At 49.6% G+C, this 16,937-nt stretch carries 14 protein-coding genes; 9 read left to right on the top strand and 5 right to left on the bottom strand.

From position 1 onward, the window contains the following. Positions 1-27 precede the first annotated feature (27 nt). From SATMO3_RS23775 to ccsA, 6 genes are all read left to right on the top strand, one after another. Entirely contained in the window at positions 28-1,539 is a 1,512-nt protein-coding gene (locus SATMO3_RS23775; protein WP_371372324.1) for a response regulator, read from the top strand. Positions 1,540-1,728: 189 nt separating this feature from the next. Beyond that, the gene (locus SATMO3_RS23770) at positions 1,729-2,355 is read left to right on the top strand and encodes an ATP-binding cassette domain-containing protein (protein ID WP_371372322.1); all 627 of its coding nucleotides are present in this window, start codon (positions 1,729-1,731) and stop codon (positions 2,353-2,355) included. Continuing rightward, entirely contained in the window at positions 2,330-3,007 is a 678-nt protein-coding gene (locus tag SATMO3_RS23765; protein WP_371372320.1) for a heme exporter protein CcmB, read from the top strand. Before SATMO3_RS23770 ends, SATMO3_RS23765 begins: the two co-directional genes overlap by 26 nt. A 30-nt stretch (positions 3,008-3,037) precedes the next feature. Continuing rightward, a complete protein-coding gene (locus tag SATMO3_RS23760) occupies positions 3,038-3,697 on the top strand; it encodes a cytochrome c biogenesis protein (protein ID WP_371372318.1) in 660 nt (219 codons plus the stop codon). Continuing rightward, complete coding sequence (locus SATMO3_RS23755) at positions 3,694-4,065, top strand: cytochrome c maturation protein CcmE (protein ID WP_371372316.1); 372 nt, start codon at positions 3,694-3,696, stop codon at positions 4,063-4,065. Before SATMO3_RS23760 ends, SATMO3_RS23755 begins: the two co-directional genes overlap by 4 nt. Continuing rightward, the gene (gene ccsA / locus SATMO3_RS23750; protein WP_371372314.1) at positions 4,062-6,263 is read left to right on the top strand and encodes a cytochrome c biogenesis protein CcsA; all 2,202 of its coding nucleotides are present in this window, start codon (positions 4,062-4,064) and stop codon (positions 6,261-6,263) included. The genes SATMO3_RS23755 and ccsA overlap by 4 nt, the downstream gene beginning before the upstream one ends. 104 nt (positions 6,264-6,367) lie before the next feature. On the opposite strand, the gene SATMO3_RS23745 is transcribed toward ccsA, so the two are convergent. Both SATMO3_RS23745 and glgA read right to left on the bottom strand, forming a co-directional pair. Beyond that, the gene (locus tag SATMO3_RS23745; RefSeq protein WP_371372313.1) at positions 6,368-8,872 is read right to left on the bottom strand and encodes a glycogen/starch/alpha-glucan phosphorylase; all 2,505 of its coding nucleotides are present in this window, start codon (positions 8,870-8,872) and stop codon (positions 6,368-6,370) included. Further along, entirely contained in the window at positions 8,862-10,409 is a 1,548-nt protein-coding gene (gene glgA, locus SATMO3_RS23740; RefSeq protein ID WP_371372311.1) for a glycogen synthase GlgA, read from the bottom strand. Before glgA ends, SATMO3_RS23745 begins: the two co-directional genes overlap by 11 nt. A gap of 340 nt (positions 10,410-10,749) precedes the next feature. Between glgA and SATMO3_RS23735 the strand changes: the two genes are divergently transcribed. Both SATMO3_RS23735 and SATMO3_RS23730 read left to right on the top strand, forming a co-directional pair. Then, a complete protein-coding gene (locus tag SATMO3_RS23735; RefSeq protein WP_371372309.1) occupies positions 10,750-11,520 on the top strand; it encodes a histidinol phosphate phosphatase in 771 nt (256 codons plus the stop codon). A gap of 5 nt (positions 11,521-11,525) precedes the next feature. Further along, positions 11,526-11,933, top strand: coding sequence for a VOC family protein (locus SATMO3_RS23730; protein WP_371372307.1), 408 nt, complete (start codon positions 11,526-11,528; stop codon positions 11,931-11,933). A 176-nt stretch (positions 11,934-12,109) separates the two neighbouring features. Here the strand turns inward: SATMO3_RS23730 and SATMO3_RS23725 are convergent, their stop codons facing one another. Both SATMO3_RS23725 and SATMO3_RS23720 read right to left on the bottom strand, forming a co-directional pair. After that, the gene (locus SATMO3_RS23725) at positions 12,110-12,361 is read right to left on the bottom strand and encodes a hypothetical protein (protein ID WP_371372305.1); all 252 of its coding nucleotides are present in this window, start codon (positions 12,359-12,361) and stop codon (positions 12,110-12,112) included. Between the two features lie 210 nt (positions 12,362-12,571). Next, entirely contained in the window at positions 12,572-13,165 is a 594-nt protein-coding gene (locus tag SATMO3_RS23720) for a UbiX family flavin prenyltransferase (protein WP_371372303.1), read from the bottom strand. 411 nt (positions 13,166-13,576) lie between these two features. Here SATMO3_RS23720 and SATMO3_RS23715 point away from each other — a divergent pair, with 411 nt between their 5' ends. Next, positions 13,577-16,510, top strand: coding sequence for an insulinase family protein (locus SATMO3_RS23715; protein WP_371372301.1), 2,934 nt, complete (start codon positions 13,577-13,579; stop codon positions 16,508-16,510). 111 nt (positions 16,511-16,621) lie between these two features. Here the strand turns inward: SATMO3_RS23715 and SATMO3_RS23710 are convergent, their stop codons facing one another. After that, positions 16,622-16,915, bottom strand: coding sequence for a hypothetical protein (locus SATMO3_RS23710; protein WP_371372300.1), 294 nt, complete (start codon positions 16,913-16,915; stop codon positions 16,622-16,624). Positions 16,916-16,937 lie beyond the last annotated feature (22 nt).

The following is a 16,937-nucleotide window of genomic DNA, read 5'->3' as shown; positions in this document are numbered from 1 at the left end:
AAGCGAATTCAGGGAGGTATAGTTTTTGTGAAAGATAGTTTCAGGATCCTGATGGTGGATGATCGTCCGGAAAACCTGATGGCGTTAGAGGCTGTACTGGCAAGTCCGGATTATGAGCTGGTTAGTGTAACATCAGGCGAGGAAGCTTTAAAATGTCTATTGACAGAGGAGTTCGGCCTCATTCTCCTGGATGTGCAAATGCCGGGACTTAACGGTTTTGAGACTGCTAAAATTATACGGACCAGGCGTAAATGTCAGGACATACCCATTATATTTGTGACTGCCATCAGTCAAACGGAAGAAAATGTACTTGAAGGTTATGCTGCGGGTGCTATCGACTATATTTTCAAGCCGATCAGTCCTCAAGTCCTGCGGGCCAAAGTGGATGCATTCCTGCGAATGCACAAGTATCGCCGGGAACTGGCCAGGCAAAGTGAATTGCTTAAGCGCCAGGTAAGAGAGCTCGACCTGCTCAATGATCAGCTTACTACCACCGCAATGGAACTTACCCGCAATGAAATATTACTGGAGAGTATGGTCGAAGAACGAACCCAGCGTATCAGCAATATCCTGGAAAGTATTAAAGACGGCTTTTTTGCAGTCGATACGAAGTATATCTTAACTTATGTGAACAGCGCGGCCGAGAAAATCTTTGCCAAACCGCGTAATGAGATTTTAGGCAAGTCAATTTACGAGGTCTTGGGTTATCATCCCGGCTTTATCAAACAACTTGTTGTTATTTCCAATAAGGAGCCGGTATATCTGGAAATAAACTGTCCGCGCAATGAACGCTGCTATGAGGTACGGGCCTTTCCGGGAGAGAATGGTCTGTCAGTGTACCTAAATGATATTACCGAACGAAAACTCATGGATAAGGAAATGGCCCGGCTTGACCGGCTTAATCTTATTGGTGAGATGGCGGCCGGGATTGCTCATGAAATCAGAAATCCCATGACAACTGTACGGGGGTTTCTGCAATATGCCAACAATGGTAAAGCGGTTTTGTCGCCCAGCAATATTGAGTTGATGGTAGAGGAACTTGACCGGGCGAACACAATAATTACCGAGTTTTTGAGTTTGGCGAAAAATAAGTCGACTGACAAGCGGCTCCAAAATCTGGGGGGGATTATTGATTCCCTCTTGCCGCTGATAAAGGCGGAAGCTGTTTTAAGCGGCAAAGCCGTTATTGCCAGTGGGGGCAAGTCACCTGACTTCTATTTTGACGCCAAAGAAATCCGGCAGATGATATTGAATTTGGCTATGAACGGACTGGAGGCCATGCGGCCTGGCGGAACCTTGACATTGAATGCCTATGATGAAGACGATCAGGCGGTACTGGCTGTTCAGGATGAGGGTGCAGGTATTCAGCCTGACATCCGGGAGAAGGTCGGCACACCGTTCTTCACTACCAAAGACAGCGGCACGGGGCTGGGACTGGCGATATGTTACAGTATTGCCGCCCGTCATCAGGCATCCATTGACATAAAAAGCGGCGACCGGGGCACTACAGTCTATGTAAGATTCAACCTGAACAGTTAGCAATGCGCTGAGACCTGCAGCAGGCAGGTTCATATTTTTATCCGGATAGAAGATATAGCCTTCGCCCGGATAAGTGCAACATCGGCTTACTCTTTCGCTGTAGGCTCGGCGCAAGCCGTGTTTTATATTATTTATTTGCAAATATTGGTATAATATAATTGATTTAGAAAAAGCTAAACGGAGTTACTTATGAAAACAAATATACGAATATTCTTAAAGAATATCAGCAAATCTTTTGGCGGACGGCTGCTGTTCAGCAATATTACGGCCGGGTGTGAGCCGGGGCAGTGTCTGGCCATTACCGGCCACAATGGCTCGGGTAAATCTACTTTGTTAAAAATAATTGCCGGACTGCTGCGGCCGAGCTCCGGACAGATAACTTTTTTTAATGCCAGCGGGCAGGAGCTTAGCGTTGGTGAACGACAGCATTGTATTGGCATGGTGGCGCCGGACCTGGCAATGTATTCTGCCTTGACAGGGATGGAAAATATTCTTTTCTGGACAAATATGCGGGGAACTATGCTCACTTTAGCTCAGGCTGAACGGCTGTGCAGCGAAGCCGGTTTGGGCGGAGCCGGACGCAAACAGGTACAGACGTACTCGACAGGCATGCGCCAGCGGCTTAAACTGGCTGTCACTAAGGCGCTGAAACCGGCGGTCTGGCTGCTGGACGAACCATACTCCAATCTTGATGCGGCAGGTAAGGCGTATGTGCGGGAACTTATTGCCGGTGCTATCAATAACGATGCGGTGGTACTGCTTGCTACCAATGAACCGGAGGAGGCCCGGTATGCCGGCGGTAAAATCGAACTTTAGCAGGGCTGTTTGGGCAGTTATGGCCAAAGATGCCATTTGTGAACTGCGGACAAGATACGCTGCCGGGGCGCTTAGCATGTTCGCGCTTACTACTTTGTCGAGTGTCAGTATGAGCCTGGCCGGCACGGCGTTGACACCGGCAGTGGCGGCAGCCCTGCTTTGGGTTGTATTGTTTTTTTGCGCTATGGCCGGTTTGTCCCGTGTCTTTCTTCAGGAACAGGAAGCCGGTACTTTACCGGGGCTTATGCTTTATGCGCCGGGGCTGAGTGTTTTTTTTGGCAAGCTTTTATTTAATTTGGTACTGTTAACCGGACTCGCCTTGCTGGTGGTGCCGTTATTTATCATCTTCTTCAATGCGCAGGTGGCAGGGTGGCCGTCGCTGGCACTTGTATTGGCGCTCGGCAATGCGGGTATTGCGGCGGTAGCCACGCTGACGGCGGCAATGATTATGTATGTCCAGGGAAAACATGCGATTTTTTCCGTTCTGACTTTTCCTGTGCTTTTGCCGCAGTTTTTAAATGCTATCGGTGCAACGGCCGGTATTTTGGGCGGCGGGGTACCTGATAGCAGTGCGCTCGTTTTCATGGCCGGTTATGATGCGGCTATGGTGGCAGCCGGGATACTCCTATTTGAATATTTATGGCAGGCTTAATTTTACTACTGATATTGCGATGGAGGATATATGGACCTTAAATTATTAGCCGCATGCGTTGCAATCTGGTTTGCAGGAGTTGGTTACGCCGTCTTTTATCTGGTGCCGCCGGCGGAGGGGCTTGGTGTTTTGGTTAGGTTAGCCTTTTTTCATATTCCGGTAGCCTGGGTGTCGGTGCTGGCCTTCTTGGTGGCGGCCACCGGTGCAGGCCTGTATCTTAAGACACGCCGCACCTGGTACGATTGTCTGAGTGCCTGTTCGGCCAGGCTGGGATTTGTTTTTTGCCTGTTAGCGACAGGCAGCGGCGCTCTGTTTGCTAAATTGACCTGGGGCGCCTACTGGAACTGGGACCCCAGAGAGACAACGGTCTTTGCCCTGTTGCTGATTTACGGCGCGTATCTGGCTTTAAGGACAGCGATTGAGGATGAGGAACGGCGGGCAGCCATTTCGGCGGTCTATTCCCTGCTGGCAGTTGCTACTGTGCCGTTTCTGGTCTTTGTCATGCCGCGAATGTATTCCTCGCTGCATCCTGAACCCGTGCTTAACAGTGCTGGTAAATTGGCAATCGAGCCAATAATGCTGTATGTACTGCTGGCCGCAGTCGGGGCCTTCACGGCGCTGTACGGGCTTTTATTAATGCGCAGTGTCACAAACAGCGCACTCGCCAGGGAGCGGGGAATCCCGTTATGAAAAGCCGCCGTCTGGTCTGTTTGGGCATCATCGCGGCTTTTATGGCCTACTGTGTGTATGCGTTTCAGGATTCGGTCACGCCCTATGTTACCTTTGCGCAGGCCAAAGAAAGGAAAACTACCGTCCAGGTAAAAGGTTTGCTGGCGACACCGCGAATTACGCCAACCGGTGATGGGAAAACCATTCGTTTTATCTTACGGGATGATGCCGGCGCCGAGGCTGCTGTATTGTATAAAGGCATACAACCGGAAGGCTTGGAGCAGGCGACAGGTATTGTCGCCATTGGCAGATACCTGGATGGTGAATTTCATGCCGACAAGCTGTTGGTAAAATGCCCGTCAAAGTACCAGGGGAGTGTGAAGAAATGATCGGCTATAGCGCAGTGGCCTTAGCGCTTATCAGTTCAATAAGCGCCATCGTTTATGCGGGAGCGGCCGCAGCCGGCCGGCCGGCTGTAAGAAAGAGCAGGGAAAAGAGCAGCCGGCTGTGCTTTCATGTGTCGGCCGGCTGTGTTGCTATTGCCGTCCTGTATTTATTGTACCTGATTTTTGGCAACCGCTTTGACTATGGTTATGTTTTTAGTTATTCAGCTAGTGATTTGCCGGCTGTTTACAAATTCTCGGCGTTCTGGGCCGGGCAGGAAGGGTCATTTCTTCTATGGCTGGTGTTTCAGACTATTTTTGGCTGGCTGCTGAACCGCAAACCGGAAGTTCCGGCCGCTGTTTTGGCAGTATTCAGCCTGCTGCAGGCAATATTGCTCTTGCTATTGCTGATCAAAAGCCCCTTCCTGCTGCTGGCCGAGCCCCGTTTGGAAGGGGCCGGACTAAACCCGCTGCTGCAGGACCCCTGGATGGTCCTTCACCCGCCTGTGCTCTTTCTCGGCTATGCCGCTTTGGCTGTGCCGTTTGCCTATGCGGTAGGCGGGCTGCTGACAGGCCGCCATCGGGACTGGCTGAGTCCGGCACTGCCCTGGATATTGTTTGCAGTGGCCAGTTTAGGCGCCGGCATATTCATCGGCGGCTTTTGGGCGTACAAAGTCCTGGGCTGGGGTGGCTACTGGGCGTGGGATCCTGTCGAGAATTCCTCCCTGGTACCGTGGCTGGCGGCTGCCGCAGCCGTGCATCTTATAGTATTGGCCAAGCGCCGGACAGGCGCTGTTAAGGCAGCCTATGCGGGTGTTCTTAGCTGTTATATCCTGGTGCTGTACGGGACTTTTCTCACCCGGAGCGGGGTGCTGAGCGATTTTTCCACCCACTCGTTTGCCGATGAGGGAGTGGGTGGCCTGTTAGGGATAATTGTACTGCTGACGGCAGTGGCAGCTTTTGCGTTGTTGATAGCCAAGCTGCCGGGTATGCCGCCCGGTGAACTCTATCAGGCAGTAGCCAGCCGGGAATTTATCCTGGCGCTTACCGCGTTACTGCTGGCATTTTTCGGTGCTCTGGTATTTGTGGGTATGTCGACGCCGCTTGTTACCCTGGCGCTGGGCAGTCCCCAAAGCGTTGGCGGCAATTTTTACAATTTAGCCGGCCTGCCGCTGGCGCTGGCTCTGGCAGCGGCCCTAACGGCCGGAGCGCTCTTAAAGATGCCGGCCGGTGACGGTAGGGTGCGATATTGGTTGCTGGGGCTGTTTCTCCTGGCCGGTTTGCTGTTAGCCGACCGGCTGGCGATAACCCGCTTGCCGGTTGCGGCTACGGTTTGTCTTGCCTGTATGGCGGCAATGGCCGGCGGCTACGCGGCTTTTTACCGGACAATGACTGCTGCTGCGGTCTTAAGTCATACCGGTGTCGCCGTTATGCTTATCGGGATTATGGCTTCCGGCGCCGCCGGGCAAACAGTTACCGCCAGTTTTACCCAAGGAGAAACTGTATTTTTTGGCGGTGAGCCGGTCAGTTATGCCGGTGTCGGAATTCAAGCGGGTGGAACGGGGTTTTACCATACCTTTCATGCCGGCGAGGAAAGAAGAGAGGTTACTGCGTTAACCAAGCTTAACAAGCAGGGAGACCCGGCCTCCCATGAACCGGGCATTTACCGGACTTGGCTGGCTGATATCTATATTGCACCCGTACACCAGGAGGAAAGTGGCCAATATCCTGAATTAACACTGGTCAAAGGCCAGCAGCTGGTGTACGAGGGTGTGGGCCTGATCTTTAAAAAGTTTACTATGGCAGGCATGGACGGCGCCGGTGAGGCGCGCGTACAGGCGCTTATTGAGGTGGTAAGCGGCGGTGCTGCCCAGGAAGTACAGCCGGAACTGGTTAGCCGCAATGGCCGGATTATTGGTACCACGGTACCGGCGTTGGAGCGCTATGAGCTGCATATTACCGGCATTAAGCCGGGAGAAGGCAAGATCAGCATTGAGCTTCGTGACACGGCGTCAGTACCGGGAGCCGGAAAGTTAACCGCCGATGTCAGTATTAAGCCGCTAATCAATCTGGTATGGCTGGGAGCTGCGCTGATAACGGCCGGTACCGGCTGGGCAGCTATAAACCGGGTGAATGAAGCTGCGGCTTTGTTGCAGCGGGGTCAGGGAGTCGTCGCCAAGACTGTTATTGCTAAGCAAAAGTAACCATAAAAAAGGCCTTTGTAAGCTGTGCTTACAAAGGCCTTTTTTGATGTAGCAGAATGTATACGCTATGATGCTTTTCTGTAACAATATGCGCAAAGCTGTGATTAAATCGGTGTACCCCAGAGCGGGACAGGCTTATCGAGTTCCCAGATTTCGGCGGCGTATTCGGCAAATGTACGGTCACTGGAGAACCAGCCGGAGTGGGCAATATTCATAAGGCACATTTTTTGCCAGTTATCCTGCTGGCGGTAGCTCCCGGCCAACCTTCGCTGGGCCTCCACATAGGCGGCAAAGTCCTTTAGCAGAAAATAGTGGTCGCCATGATAGAGAAAAGCGTCATAGTGAGTGCGGAATTCATCAGGGCCGACCGGGAAAAAGCCGTTGATCAGGTTATCCAGAATTGTGCGGACCCGCGCGTCACTATGATAAATATCCCAGGGATTATAACCGCCATGACGGTAATAGTTAAGCACTTCATCTGCAGTTAAGCCAAACATAAAAATATTATCCGGGCCGGCGGCGCCCTGAATTTCGATATTGGCGCCGTCCAGTGTGCCGAGGGTTATTGCGCCGTTAATCATGAATTTCATGTTGCCGGTGCCGGAGGCTTCAAAACTGGCGGTGGAAATCTGCTCGCTGACATCTGACGCCGGCACAATCAGTTCGGCATGGGACACATTATAATTTTCCAGAAACAGAACCTTGATTCTTTGGTTAATTCGCTTATCATTATTTATTTTGTCAGCCAGCATATTGATGAGTTTGATTGTCTTTTTGGCTTTGTAGTAGCCTGGGGCGGCTTTCCCGGCAAAGATAAAGGTCCGGGGCGGCATATCGGCTTGCGGGTCTTCCTGCAGCAGGTTATATAAGTGCATAATGTGCAGGACATTGAGGCACTGCCGTTTGTAAGCATGGATACGTTTGATATGCGAGTCGAAAATGGAGCTCACGTCGACGACGACGTTATACTTCGCTTTGATATAGTTTGCCAGCCTGAGTTTGTTGGTTGCCTTGACATCGCTTAACCGCGCAAGGAATCCGGCATCGTTTTTAAAGGCGGTTAACTCGGTTAAATGACACGGGTATTCAATCCACTCCGGCCCGATGGCGTCAGTGATCAGTCCGGCCAGCAGGGGGTTGGCGGTCAGCAGCCAGCGGCGATGGGTAACACCATTGGTGACGTTGGAAAATTTGTCAGGGGTGTAGGTATAGAATTTATTCATGACCGTTTTTCTGAGTATTTCGGTGTGAATGCTGGCAACGCCGTTGACGGAGTGGCTGCCGGCTATGGCCAGGTGGGCCATGTGCACCTGGTTGTCGGCAATTATGGCCATGCTGTGAATGCGGTCCCAGTCACCAGGGAACGCGTTCCAGAGTTCGCGGCAGTAGCGCTCGTTTATTTCGGCGATAATCATATAAATACGCGGCAAGAGCTGTTCCAGCATCGTTACAGGCCACTTCTCCAGCGCCTCCGGCAGTACGGTATGATTGGTATACGACAGCGTTTTTACCGTAAGCGTCCAGGCTTCATCCCAGCCAAGCCCGCAGTCGTCCATAAGGATGCGCATGAGTTCGGGCACCGCCAGGGCCGGATGGGTGTCGTTGATGTGAATGGCAACCTTGTCCGGCAGAATGCTCAGGTCGTAATGGTGCAGCCGAAAAGACTGGATAATGTTCTGGAGGCTGGCGGACACCAGAAAATACTGCTGTTTAAGACGAAGCATCTTCCCCTGTAAATGGGTATCGTCAGGGTACAAAATATCTGTCAGGGACTCAACACTGTGTTTATAGTCAATAACATTGTTGCAGTCTGATCCATAGAGGCCGCAGGTATGGTTTGCGGTTTCAATCTCAGCGCTCCACAGCCTGAGCGTGTTGACAGTCGCGTTGTTGTAACCGACAATGGGTACGTCATACGGCACGGCCAGAATACGCTCATAATTTTCGTGGATGAATCTGGTCTTGCCATTGGTCTGTATCCGGACATTGCCGCCAAAGCATACAAGCTGCTTTTCCTCCGGCCGGCGGTATTCCCAGACATAAAAGCGGTCTTTTAGCCAGTTATCCGGATATTCGTACTGGTTACCGTCAATAATTCGCTGTTCGAATAGACCGTAACGGTACCTGAGCCCGCAGCCATGGCCGGGCAAATCCATGGCTGCCATAGAATCCAGATAACAGGCAGCCAGACGGCCCAACCCGCCGTTACCCAGGCCGGCATCTTCCTCCTGGTCGATTAGCACGCCAAGTTCCAGACCCAGTTGTGACAATGCTTCGGCGCAAGTATCGCGTAACCCAAGGCTGACCAGGTTGTTTTCCAGGAGCCGCCCGAGCAGGAATTCGATTGAAAAATAGAAGACTTGTTTCGTATCCTCACTATTTTGGCGCTTGCGGGTTTCAATCAGATTTTGGCTGATGAACCGCCGCGTTAATACAGCCAGGGCTTCATATTTCTCACGGTTGCTGGCTTCGCTAAGGGGTTTGCCGTATAAAGTTTCTAAGGTTTGAATAAAAGTATCTCTGAACTCGGGAACCGTAATACTGGCCGGGTTAGGGCAGGAGACCGGCGGCAACCGTTTAGGCTGAAAAAAAGTTGTTTTAGTGAGCATAGAGAGCCTCCTTTGCAGGGAACTGATAGTCTGAATTTGTCAACGGAAAATCCATTTGGTGCTCTAAATTGGCTTTCACGGCTGAATGTTTATAGACATGGCCTTCAATGTACAGTCTGTTATAAAGCTCATGATATTTTTGCGCCGGCGTGCGCCAGCTATTATCGGCTCGCATGGCGCGAACCACCAGTTTGTTCCAGACTGTCTTGTCCTGGAAAAAGTTAGCCGCCCGCCTTAAGGTATACAGCATGTCATGGGCGTTGTAGTTGGTGAAGCTAAAGCCATTGCCTTCCCCGGTATATTCGTTATAGGAACGGACGGTGTCTTTGAGGCCGCCGGTTTCCCGGACAACAGGCAGGCTGCCGTAGCGCATGGCAATCAATTGCCCAATGCCGCAGGGCTCATAACGGGACGGCATTAAAAACAGATCCGATGCGGCAAAGAGTTTGCGGGCGATATCTTCATTGTAGGGAATAATGACTGCCATTTGTTCGGGGTGTAGCCAGGCTGCATGCCAGAGGATATGATGATAGTGTTCGTCGCCCTGGCCCAAAATAACCAGTTGCATATTACTTTCAAGTATTTCATCAAGTACCCTGACAACCAAGTCAAGGCCCTTGGCTTCTACCAAGCGGGTATTCATCGCCACAAGGGGAGTATCGGCCGACGGGGTCATTCCAAGCATTTTTTGCAGTTCCAGTTTGTTTTTAGCCTTTCGTTCTTTAGTCTGCCAGTTGTAATTGCTAAATAATTTGTTATCGGTGGACGGATTATGGGTCGTATAATCAATTCCATTGACAATACCGGTGAGATCACTCTGCCTGCTGGCTATGACGCCTTCCAGCTTCTCACCGAAGTAAGCATGCTGAATTTCACGGGCGTACGCCGGGCTTACCGTGCTGATTAAATCGGAAAAAATCAAACCGCCTTTCATGAAATTGACACTGTCGTAAAATTCAAGCCCATGCACCGTGAAGTATTCCCAGTCCAAATCCAAGAGGTTAATCATAATATCTTTGGGGAAAATTCCCTGGTATTTAAGATTGTGAATAGTAAACAGTGTCCTGATTTTTTCATAAAAAGGATTTTGCCGGTAATGGGCGTTCAGCAATACGCTGATTAGAGCGGTATGCCAGTCATGGCAGTGCAGGATTTGCGGCTGAAAGCCCAGGTGGGGCAGTGCCTCTAACACAGCCCGGCAGAAAAAGGTATAGCGTTCTGCATCATCGTAATGACCGTAAAGGCCAAAGCGTTTGAAATAATACTCATTGTCAACAAAGTAAAAAGGGACGCCGTCGTGGTCAAACTGTTCAATGCCGGCGTACTGCAGGCGCCAGGAAACCGGCACCCGGAAAACGGCCTTTGCCCAAAACTGATTTGTAAACTTGTCGGCTATCAGTCCGTATTTGGGGATTATTACCCGGGCATCAACGCCCTGGCGTCTAAGCTCTTTCGGCAAAGAGGCGATAACATCGCCCAGGCCGCCGGTCTTGACAAAGGGGGCGGCTTCGCTGGCTGCAAATAGTACTTTGATCATTAGGCTTAATCCTTTCCTGTGAGGTTTGTGCAAGGATGGCATTGTATTTTTGGCAGGCGGGATTAAATAAAGTAGACTTAGCTTCAGATGGGGTTTTAACCCCACCTGAAGTTTAGTCGCCCTTATCCAGGAACTTATCCGCGCTTATCTCCCGCTTGTAGAAGCAGGAGTCTTAGTGCGGGTTAGTTACAGGATAAATTTCGCTCCTAAGACTAAAGTATAGCCTTAGGACGGGCGTCTAATTCTATTAGCTAACAGACAATATTTGTAGTTTAGGTATTTTTGTATTAAAATGGTTATAGAGAGATTATATTTCTTGGTATAGTAGGAGGCTTTTTTCTTGTTATTTGACACGCATATTCATACCAGTTATTCCAACGACTCCGATATGCCGGCGCAAACAGCAATCGCTAAGGCGGCTGAGTTGGGACTGGGGATTATTTTCACAGAACATATTGATTTGGCTTATCCGGAGCCGGATACCGTTACTTTTGATGTTGGCCAGTATTTTAAGGATTATACGCCGCTCAAGAGCGACAAGGTGCTTTTAGGAATTGAGGTGGGTATGGGATCAGGCTGTGTGGAGGAAAACCGGCAAGTTATCGCCAGGTATCCGTTTGATTATGTTATTGGCTCGATCCATGCAGTCGACAATATGGATATTTACCGGGAAAGCCATTATCATTTACGCAGCAAACGGGAGGTGTATATCCAGTACTTTGAAGCCATGCTAACCTGTCTGAAGGCTTATGACTTTGTCGATAGCCTGGGGCACATTGATTATATAGCCCGCTATGCGCGATATAAAGACACTGAGGTATACTACCATGAATTTAGCGACTGGATTGATGAAATCTTAAAATTCCTCGCGCAAAATGATAAAGCGATGGAAATAAATACCCGGCGCCTGACCAGCCAGGCTGCGGTGGATATCCTCCGGCCGGTTTACCAGCGGTTTTATGAACTGGGGGGCAGGATGGTTACCATTGGTTCTGATGCACACCGGCCGGAGGATATTGGCAGAAGGGTGGCTGCCGGTTATGATTTAGCCGCAGACTGTAACCTCAAACCCGTCTATTTTAAACAGCGCAAACCTGAAATCGGGAGGTAATGTTTATGGAGATAAAACGGTTTGATACCACCATCAGTACCGACAAAATGGTGGAATGCAAGGAATTTTACATGAAATATTTTGGTTTTCAGTTGGTATACGAGAGTGACTGGTATATAGAACTCTTGGCGCCCGGTATGTCGGCAGGCATTAGCTTTAGCAAACCCCAGCGGGATGTTGGCGACTTTTTTCATGGCTCCGGCATTATTGTCTCGCTGGAAGTAGCGGATGTCGATGGCGAGTACCGCCGGCTGAAAGCGGCGGAGGTCGAGATTTACCAGGATCTGCAGGATAAGCCCTGGGGTGAGCGTAGCTTTGTCATTAATGACCCAAGCGGTGTTCATGTATACGTTTATAAATCCATTCCGCCAACGCTGGAGTATCAGGCAGTTTACGAGTCTTTTAAAAAATAGCGGCACGGCTCGCGCCGGCTTTTCTCTTCGCAGGACAAAGTAGACTAACCTTCAGTGGGGTTTTACCCCCAGCGGCAGGTTAGTCTTCGGATAAAAAATAATCAACAGGGGTTCGGTACTTGGCCGAATCCCTGTTGATTATTTTTCAGGCTTCTGATAGCTGCCGGCAACCGCCGTTACAGCGGCGGTATACCGGTCCGGATATAGCGGATAAATTTAGTTAACTTGCCTGTGTCAAGGCTGTCCGAGATATTCACAGCTTCGGAGGACTGCGGATGTAGCAAAGAGTCTGCCTCGCGTTCCTTGCTGACCGCTTTTCTGACAAACAGGTTATATAGTTCGTTAAGGAAGCTAAAACCGGGAGTTGACGGCGGCACAGGCGGAACTGGTTTAGCTTGCCGTACCGGAGGGGTTTTGCTCTCTTGCATAACAGACACCTCTTTAATCTTGGTCTTCCGGGAAGTCAAGGTTATGGTTATATGGTTTGCGGAGACCGGCATTTTATACCTTTGTTAGCTAATATATTGAAGTTTTTGTCTAATAGTACTGAAAATTCCTGACTGCCGGCGCAGGGTACAAAGCAAAGCTGCCAAAAATAAAAGGAAACGCCGGTTATAGCGCCGGCGTTTCCTCAGAAACTAGTTATCATCCCGGCAAGGCATGGGAGAGGAAAATGAAACTTCTCCCCAGCGTTTTACCAGGTTATGTTCAATACCCAGCAGGTCCAATATCCGGCCGGTGTGATGATCAACGATGTCGTCAATAGTAGCTGGTTTATGGTAAAAACTCGGCATGTAGGGCATAATTACGGCTCCCTTATAAGCCAGCTGCAGCATGATTTCAAGGTGTTCCGGCAGATAGACCGGCTCGCCGGGCACCAGGATTAATTTTTTTCCTGAACTTAGCATATGGCTGCCGGCGGCTTGCAGGAGATCAAGCGGCGAAGCGTTAATCATGGAGACAACCGATCTGACACTGCATGGAACAATGATCATGGCGTCGGCGTTTGTCAGCCAGCCAGTTTGGGGCAACAGCTCACTATCCTGGTAATGAAAATCGTGAACCAGGCTCTTTAGGTAAGAAAGCGGATAGGCTGTTTCGCCAGTCAGGGTTGCTTCTGCTTCGCGGCTCAGGATCAGACAAGTGTCAATAGCCAGGCGCTGGAAGGTTTCCAACAGGCGTATTGCGTAAATTATCCCGGTGGCCGCCGTTATTCCGATAATTGGTTTCATATGGTATGTCTATCCTCCACTGCGGATTCTGGTATCTTTCCTCACGTTATTATAGCAAATAAGCAGTAAGGTAGAAAAGATAATAGCTGCTGCCAACTGTACTTACGACAACTTTTAATAGCCGCCGGAATTTTGTCAGGCAGATACAGCTATAATTAATTGCAAGCGGGAGAATCTATTAGTAGGTTCTCCCGCTTGTATTTGCAGGAAAACTGTTCCATATTGCCGAAAATCAGAGTATAAGGTATTTTTAGCCTGCGAACAGGCATAACCTTATTATGGACAAAGAAAAACCATGTAGTCCCACTTTAGTTATGGGCGGCGCAAGCTGGTTTTTAAAACTGTCGTAAATTAACGTCTGAACAGGGCACTACATAGGATAGTAAAAATTACGTGAAGTGAGGTAAAGAGATGTCTTTTACAGTTGGTCAAACCTATCACGGGTTTAAACTGCAGGCTGCCGGGCATGTAACTGAAATTAATTCAGAGGCTAAACTTTTTTTGCACGAGCAAAGCGGCGCGCGGCTGCTTTACTTAGGTAACGATGATGATAACAAGGTATTCTCCGTTACCTTCCGTACCCCGCCGGCAGACTCCACCGGTGTACCGCATATTGTTGAGCATTCTGTATTATGCGGTTCGCGCAAATTTCCGATAAAAGAACCCTTTGTCGAATTGGTGAAGGGATCGCTCAATACCTTCCTCAATGCCATGACATTTCCTGATAAAACTATGTATCCTGTCGCCAGCCGCAATGAGAAAGATTTCCGTAATTTGATGGATGTATATCTGGATGCCGTCTTTTATCCTCTTATGCTCAATACTCCCGAAATTCTCATGCAGGAAGGCTGGCACTATGATTTGCCGGCAAAAGAGGGCGAACTTACGTATAAGGGTGTTGTCTATAATGAGATGAAAGGTGTTTTTTCCTCCCCGGATGCTATACTGGAACATCAAATTTATGCAACACTTTTCCCGGATACTACCTATGGGGTTGAATCAGGCGGTGATCCGGAATATATTCCGGACCTCACCCAAGAGCAGTTTGCTAATTTCCACAAACAATATTATCATCCTGCCAATAGCTACATTTTCCTGTATGGCGATCTTGACCTGGACGATAATCTGGCTTTCATCAATGATGCTTATCTCAAGGACTTTAAGGCTATTAAAGTGGATTCGGCTATTGGGCTGCAAAAACCATTCGCCGAAACCGTTGTCAAAGTGGTGGATTACCCTGTATCGCCACAAGAATCCACTACTGACAAAACCTTTATTACCCTGAATATTGCCGCCGGCAAAGCCACCGATCCCGAAAGTTATCTGGGGCTTATGATGCTCGAACATATTTTACTGGAGACGCCGGCTGCACCGCTGAAAAAAGCTCTTATTGACGCCGGTCTGGGCAAAGAAGTTTTCGGCAGCTACAGCAAGAGTATTCTGCAGCCCACAATGACGTTTGGCGTGAGTGGCGCCAACCCCGGACAGATTGACGCCTTTAGGGAGACGGTTGCGTCAGCTCTGCAAAAATTAGCCAAGGAAGGGCTTGATCCCAAACTGGTTGAGTCCTCCGTAAATATCTTTGAATTCCACCTGCGGGAAGCAAATTACGGCAATCGTCCCAAAGGACTTGTCTACAATATGAAATGCCTTGACAGCTGGCTGTATGACCAGGATCCCCTCATGCATCTGGCTTATGAACCGGCGCTTGATAAGATCAAGCGGGAAGCAAAAAATGGCTATTTTGAACAATTGATCAAAAGCTGCCTGCTGGATAACACCCATCAGGCTTTGGTGGCCTTAAAGCCCAACAGGGAAACCGGCGACCAGAAAGCAGCTGAGTTAAAAGCCAAACTGGCTGAATTCAAAGCCGGTCTGAGCGAAGCCGCGTTAGATAAAATTGTGCAACAAACCCATTCCTTAAAAGCACGGCAGGAAACGGCCGATTCGCCGGAAAAGCTGGAATTGATTCCGCTCCTGGAATTAAAGGATATTGATCCGCAGGCCGAAGCGCTGGTGACAGAAGAACATAAAGAGCAGGGAGTGCCTGTGCTTTTGCATCCCATGTTTACTAATCGCATTGCCTATGTAAATCTGTACTTTAACACGGCCGCAATAGTTGAAGACGACTGGCCGTACCTGTTTTTGCTTGCCGATATTTTAGGCAAGGTGGATACCAGGAAACATCCTTATACCGACCTTGCCAAAGAAATCAATATTCATACCGGCGGTTTTACTTATGACGTGCTCGCATACTCGGAAAATGGTGACGACGAGAGTTATTCCCCCATGTTTAGAGTGAAAGCCAAGGCGCTTGTCACCAAATTGCCGGAAATGTTTGGCCTGTTGGGAGATGTGACCGGCAGCAGTCTGTTTAGCGATACCAACCGTCTGAAAGAGCTCATCCGCGAGACCAAGGCTGCCTGGGATACGGCTGTATTCCGCCGTGGCCAGCAGGTTGTGGCCAGCAGGCTGTTGGCTTACGTTTCTCCTGTCGCCAAATTTAACGAGGCAGGTCAACTGACCTATTATAAATTTGTTGCCGCCCTGGAACAGGATCTCGAAGCCAAGGTTCAGGAAATCGGCAAGAAATTGTCGACTGTAGCTCAGACTGTTTTTAACCGTGACAATCTTTTAACAGGGATAACCTGTGATGCTGAAGACTACGCATTAATTCAGCAGGGCTTTCCTGTCTTGATTGAGAAACTGGGTACAAGGAAATATAAACCGGCTCATTTCAACTTTAAAGCAGAGGCCCGTAACGAAGCCCTGCTAACCTCCGGAAAAGTCCAGTATGTTGCCAAAGGCGCCAATTTCCGCCGACTTGGTTTTAACTATCATGGCAGTATGAAAGTGCTGGAAACCATTTTACGCTATGATTACCTTTGGAACCGCATCCGGGTACAGGGCGGGGCTTATGGCGCGTTTGCCCAGTTTGACCGGAGCGGTAATGCCGTGTTTGGTTCTTACCGTGATCCCAATCTGGCGGAAACACTCACAGTTTATGCTGAAACCGCCAACTACCTCAATGCCTTTACCGCCGAGAATGTCAGCCAACGGGAAATGATTAAATATATTATCGGCACCATGAGTACCATGGATACTCCCCTGACGCCGCAAATGAAGGGCGAACGGGCTGATGCCGCCTATATTCGCAACATCAGCCAGGCTGATCTGCAGCAGGAACGCGACGAAATACTGGCCACAAGGCAGCCGGATATTAAAAAGCTGGCCACCGTTGTGGACGCCATCATTGAGGCCAATTACCTGTGCGTTATGGGCGGAGAACAGAAGATAAAAGCCAATGAAGAACTGTTTGGAGAACTGGTTACCGTAATAGAATAAGAAAAGATATTGCCACACTAAACGGCTTAAGCAGGGAAAACTGCCCTGGCCGGCATAGTGTGGCAATTACACTTTCGCCGTTTGTTGCGTTTTGCTCTGAACGGGCAGTCTTTACTCAGCCGTTAATACCCCTTGAGCCAGCAGACTGTCATCGGATTCCCAGGCCTCGACAATTGCTTTTGCAGTAGGATAATCAAAACCCATGCCGAGAAAATAGCTGATAAGTGCCAGTTCAGTTATGGCATGACGCGGATTGCGGGTGTCCAGTTCTTTTAAACCATGTCTGACCGCAGGCTCAACCTGCAGTAAAAAATAACCGGCAGTAAGCGGTTGATCTGGAATAAGCTGAAATACCGGATTCTGCCTGGATGATCTTCTGGAAAACAACCGTTTAAACCGTGACATGATGTAGCCCCCTTACAGCTTT

This window comes from Sporomusa aerivorans, from assembly GCF_041428895.1.
In the GTDB taxonomy this organism is placed as follows: Bacteria; Bacillota; Negativicutes; order Sporomusales; family Sporomusaceae; genus Sporomusa; species Sporomusa aerivorans.
Note: the sequence above shows the minus strand (reverse complement) of the source record. Positions and strands in the feature narration are given on the sequence as shown.

Bases quoted from the DNA above. Each gene is read 5' to 3' on its own strand.
- SATMO3_RS23760 (WP_371372318.1), top strand. From the start codon at position 3,038: ATGGACCTTAAATTATTAGCCGCATGCGTTGCAATCTGGTTTGCAGGA.
- SATMO3_RS23745 (WP_371372313.1), bottom strand. From the start codon at position 8,872: ATGCTCACTAAAACAACTTTTTTTCAGCCTAAACGGTTGCCGCCGGTC.
- ccsA (WP_371372314.1), top strand. From the start codon at position 4,062: ATGATCGGCTATAGCGCAGTGGCCTTAGCGCTTATCAGTTCAATAAGC.
- glgA (WP_371372311.1), bottom strand. From the start codon at position 10,409: ATGATCAAAGTACTATTTGCAGCCAGCGAAGCCGCCCCCTTTGTCAAG.
- SATMO3_RS23765 (WP_371372320.1), top strand. From the start codon at position 2,330: ATGCCGGCGGTAAAATCGAACTTTAGCAGGGCTGTTTGGGCAGTTATG.
- SATMO3_RS23715 (WP_371372301.1), top strand. From the start codon at position 13,577: ATGTCTTTTACAGTTGGTCAAACCTATCACGGGTTTAAACTGCAGGCT.
- SATMO3_RS23730 (WP_371372307.1), top strand. From the start codon at position 11,526: ATGGAGATAAAACGGTTTGATACCACCATCAGTACCGACAAAATGGTG.
- SATMO3_RS23725 (WP_371372305.1), bottom strand. From the start codon at position 12,361: ATGCAAGAGAGCAAAACCCCTCCGGTACGGCAAGCTAAACCAGTTCCG.
- SATMO3_RS23755 (WP_371372316.1), top strand. From the start codon at position 3,694: ATGAAAAGCCGCCGTCTGGTCTGTTTGGGCATCATCGCGGCTTTTATG.
- SATMO3_RS23710 (WP_371372300.1), bottom strand. From the start codon at position 16,915: ATGTCACGGTTTAAACGGTTGTTTTCCAGAAGATCATCCAGGCAGAAT.
- SATMO3_RS23770 (WP_371372322.1), top strand. From the start codon at position 1,729: ATGAAAACAAATATACGAATATTCTTAAAGAATATCAGCAAATCTTTT.
- SATMO3_RS23720 (WP_371372303.1), bottom strand. From the start codon at position 13,165: ATGAAACCAATTATCGGAATAACGGCGGCCACCGGGATAATTTACGCA.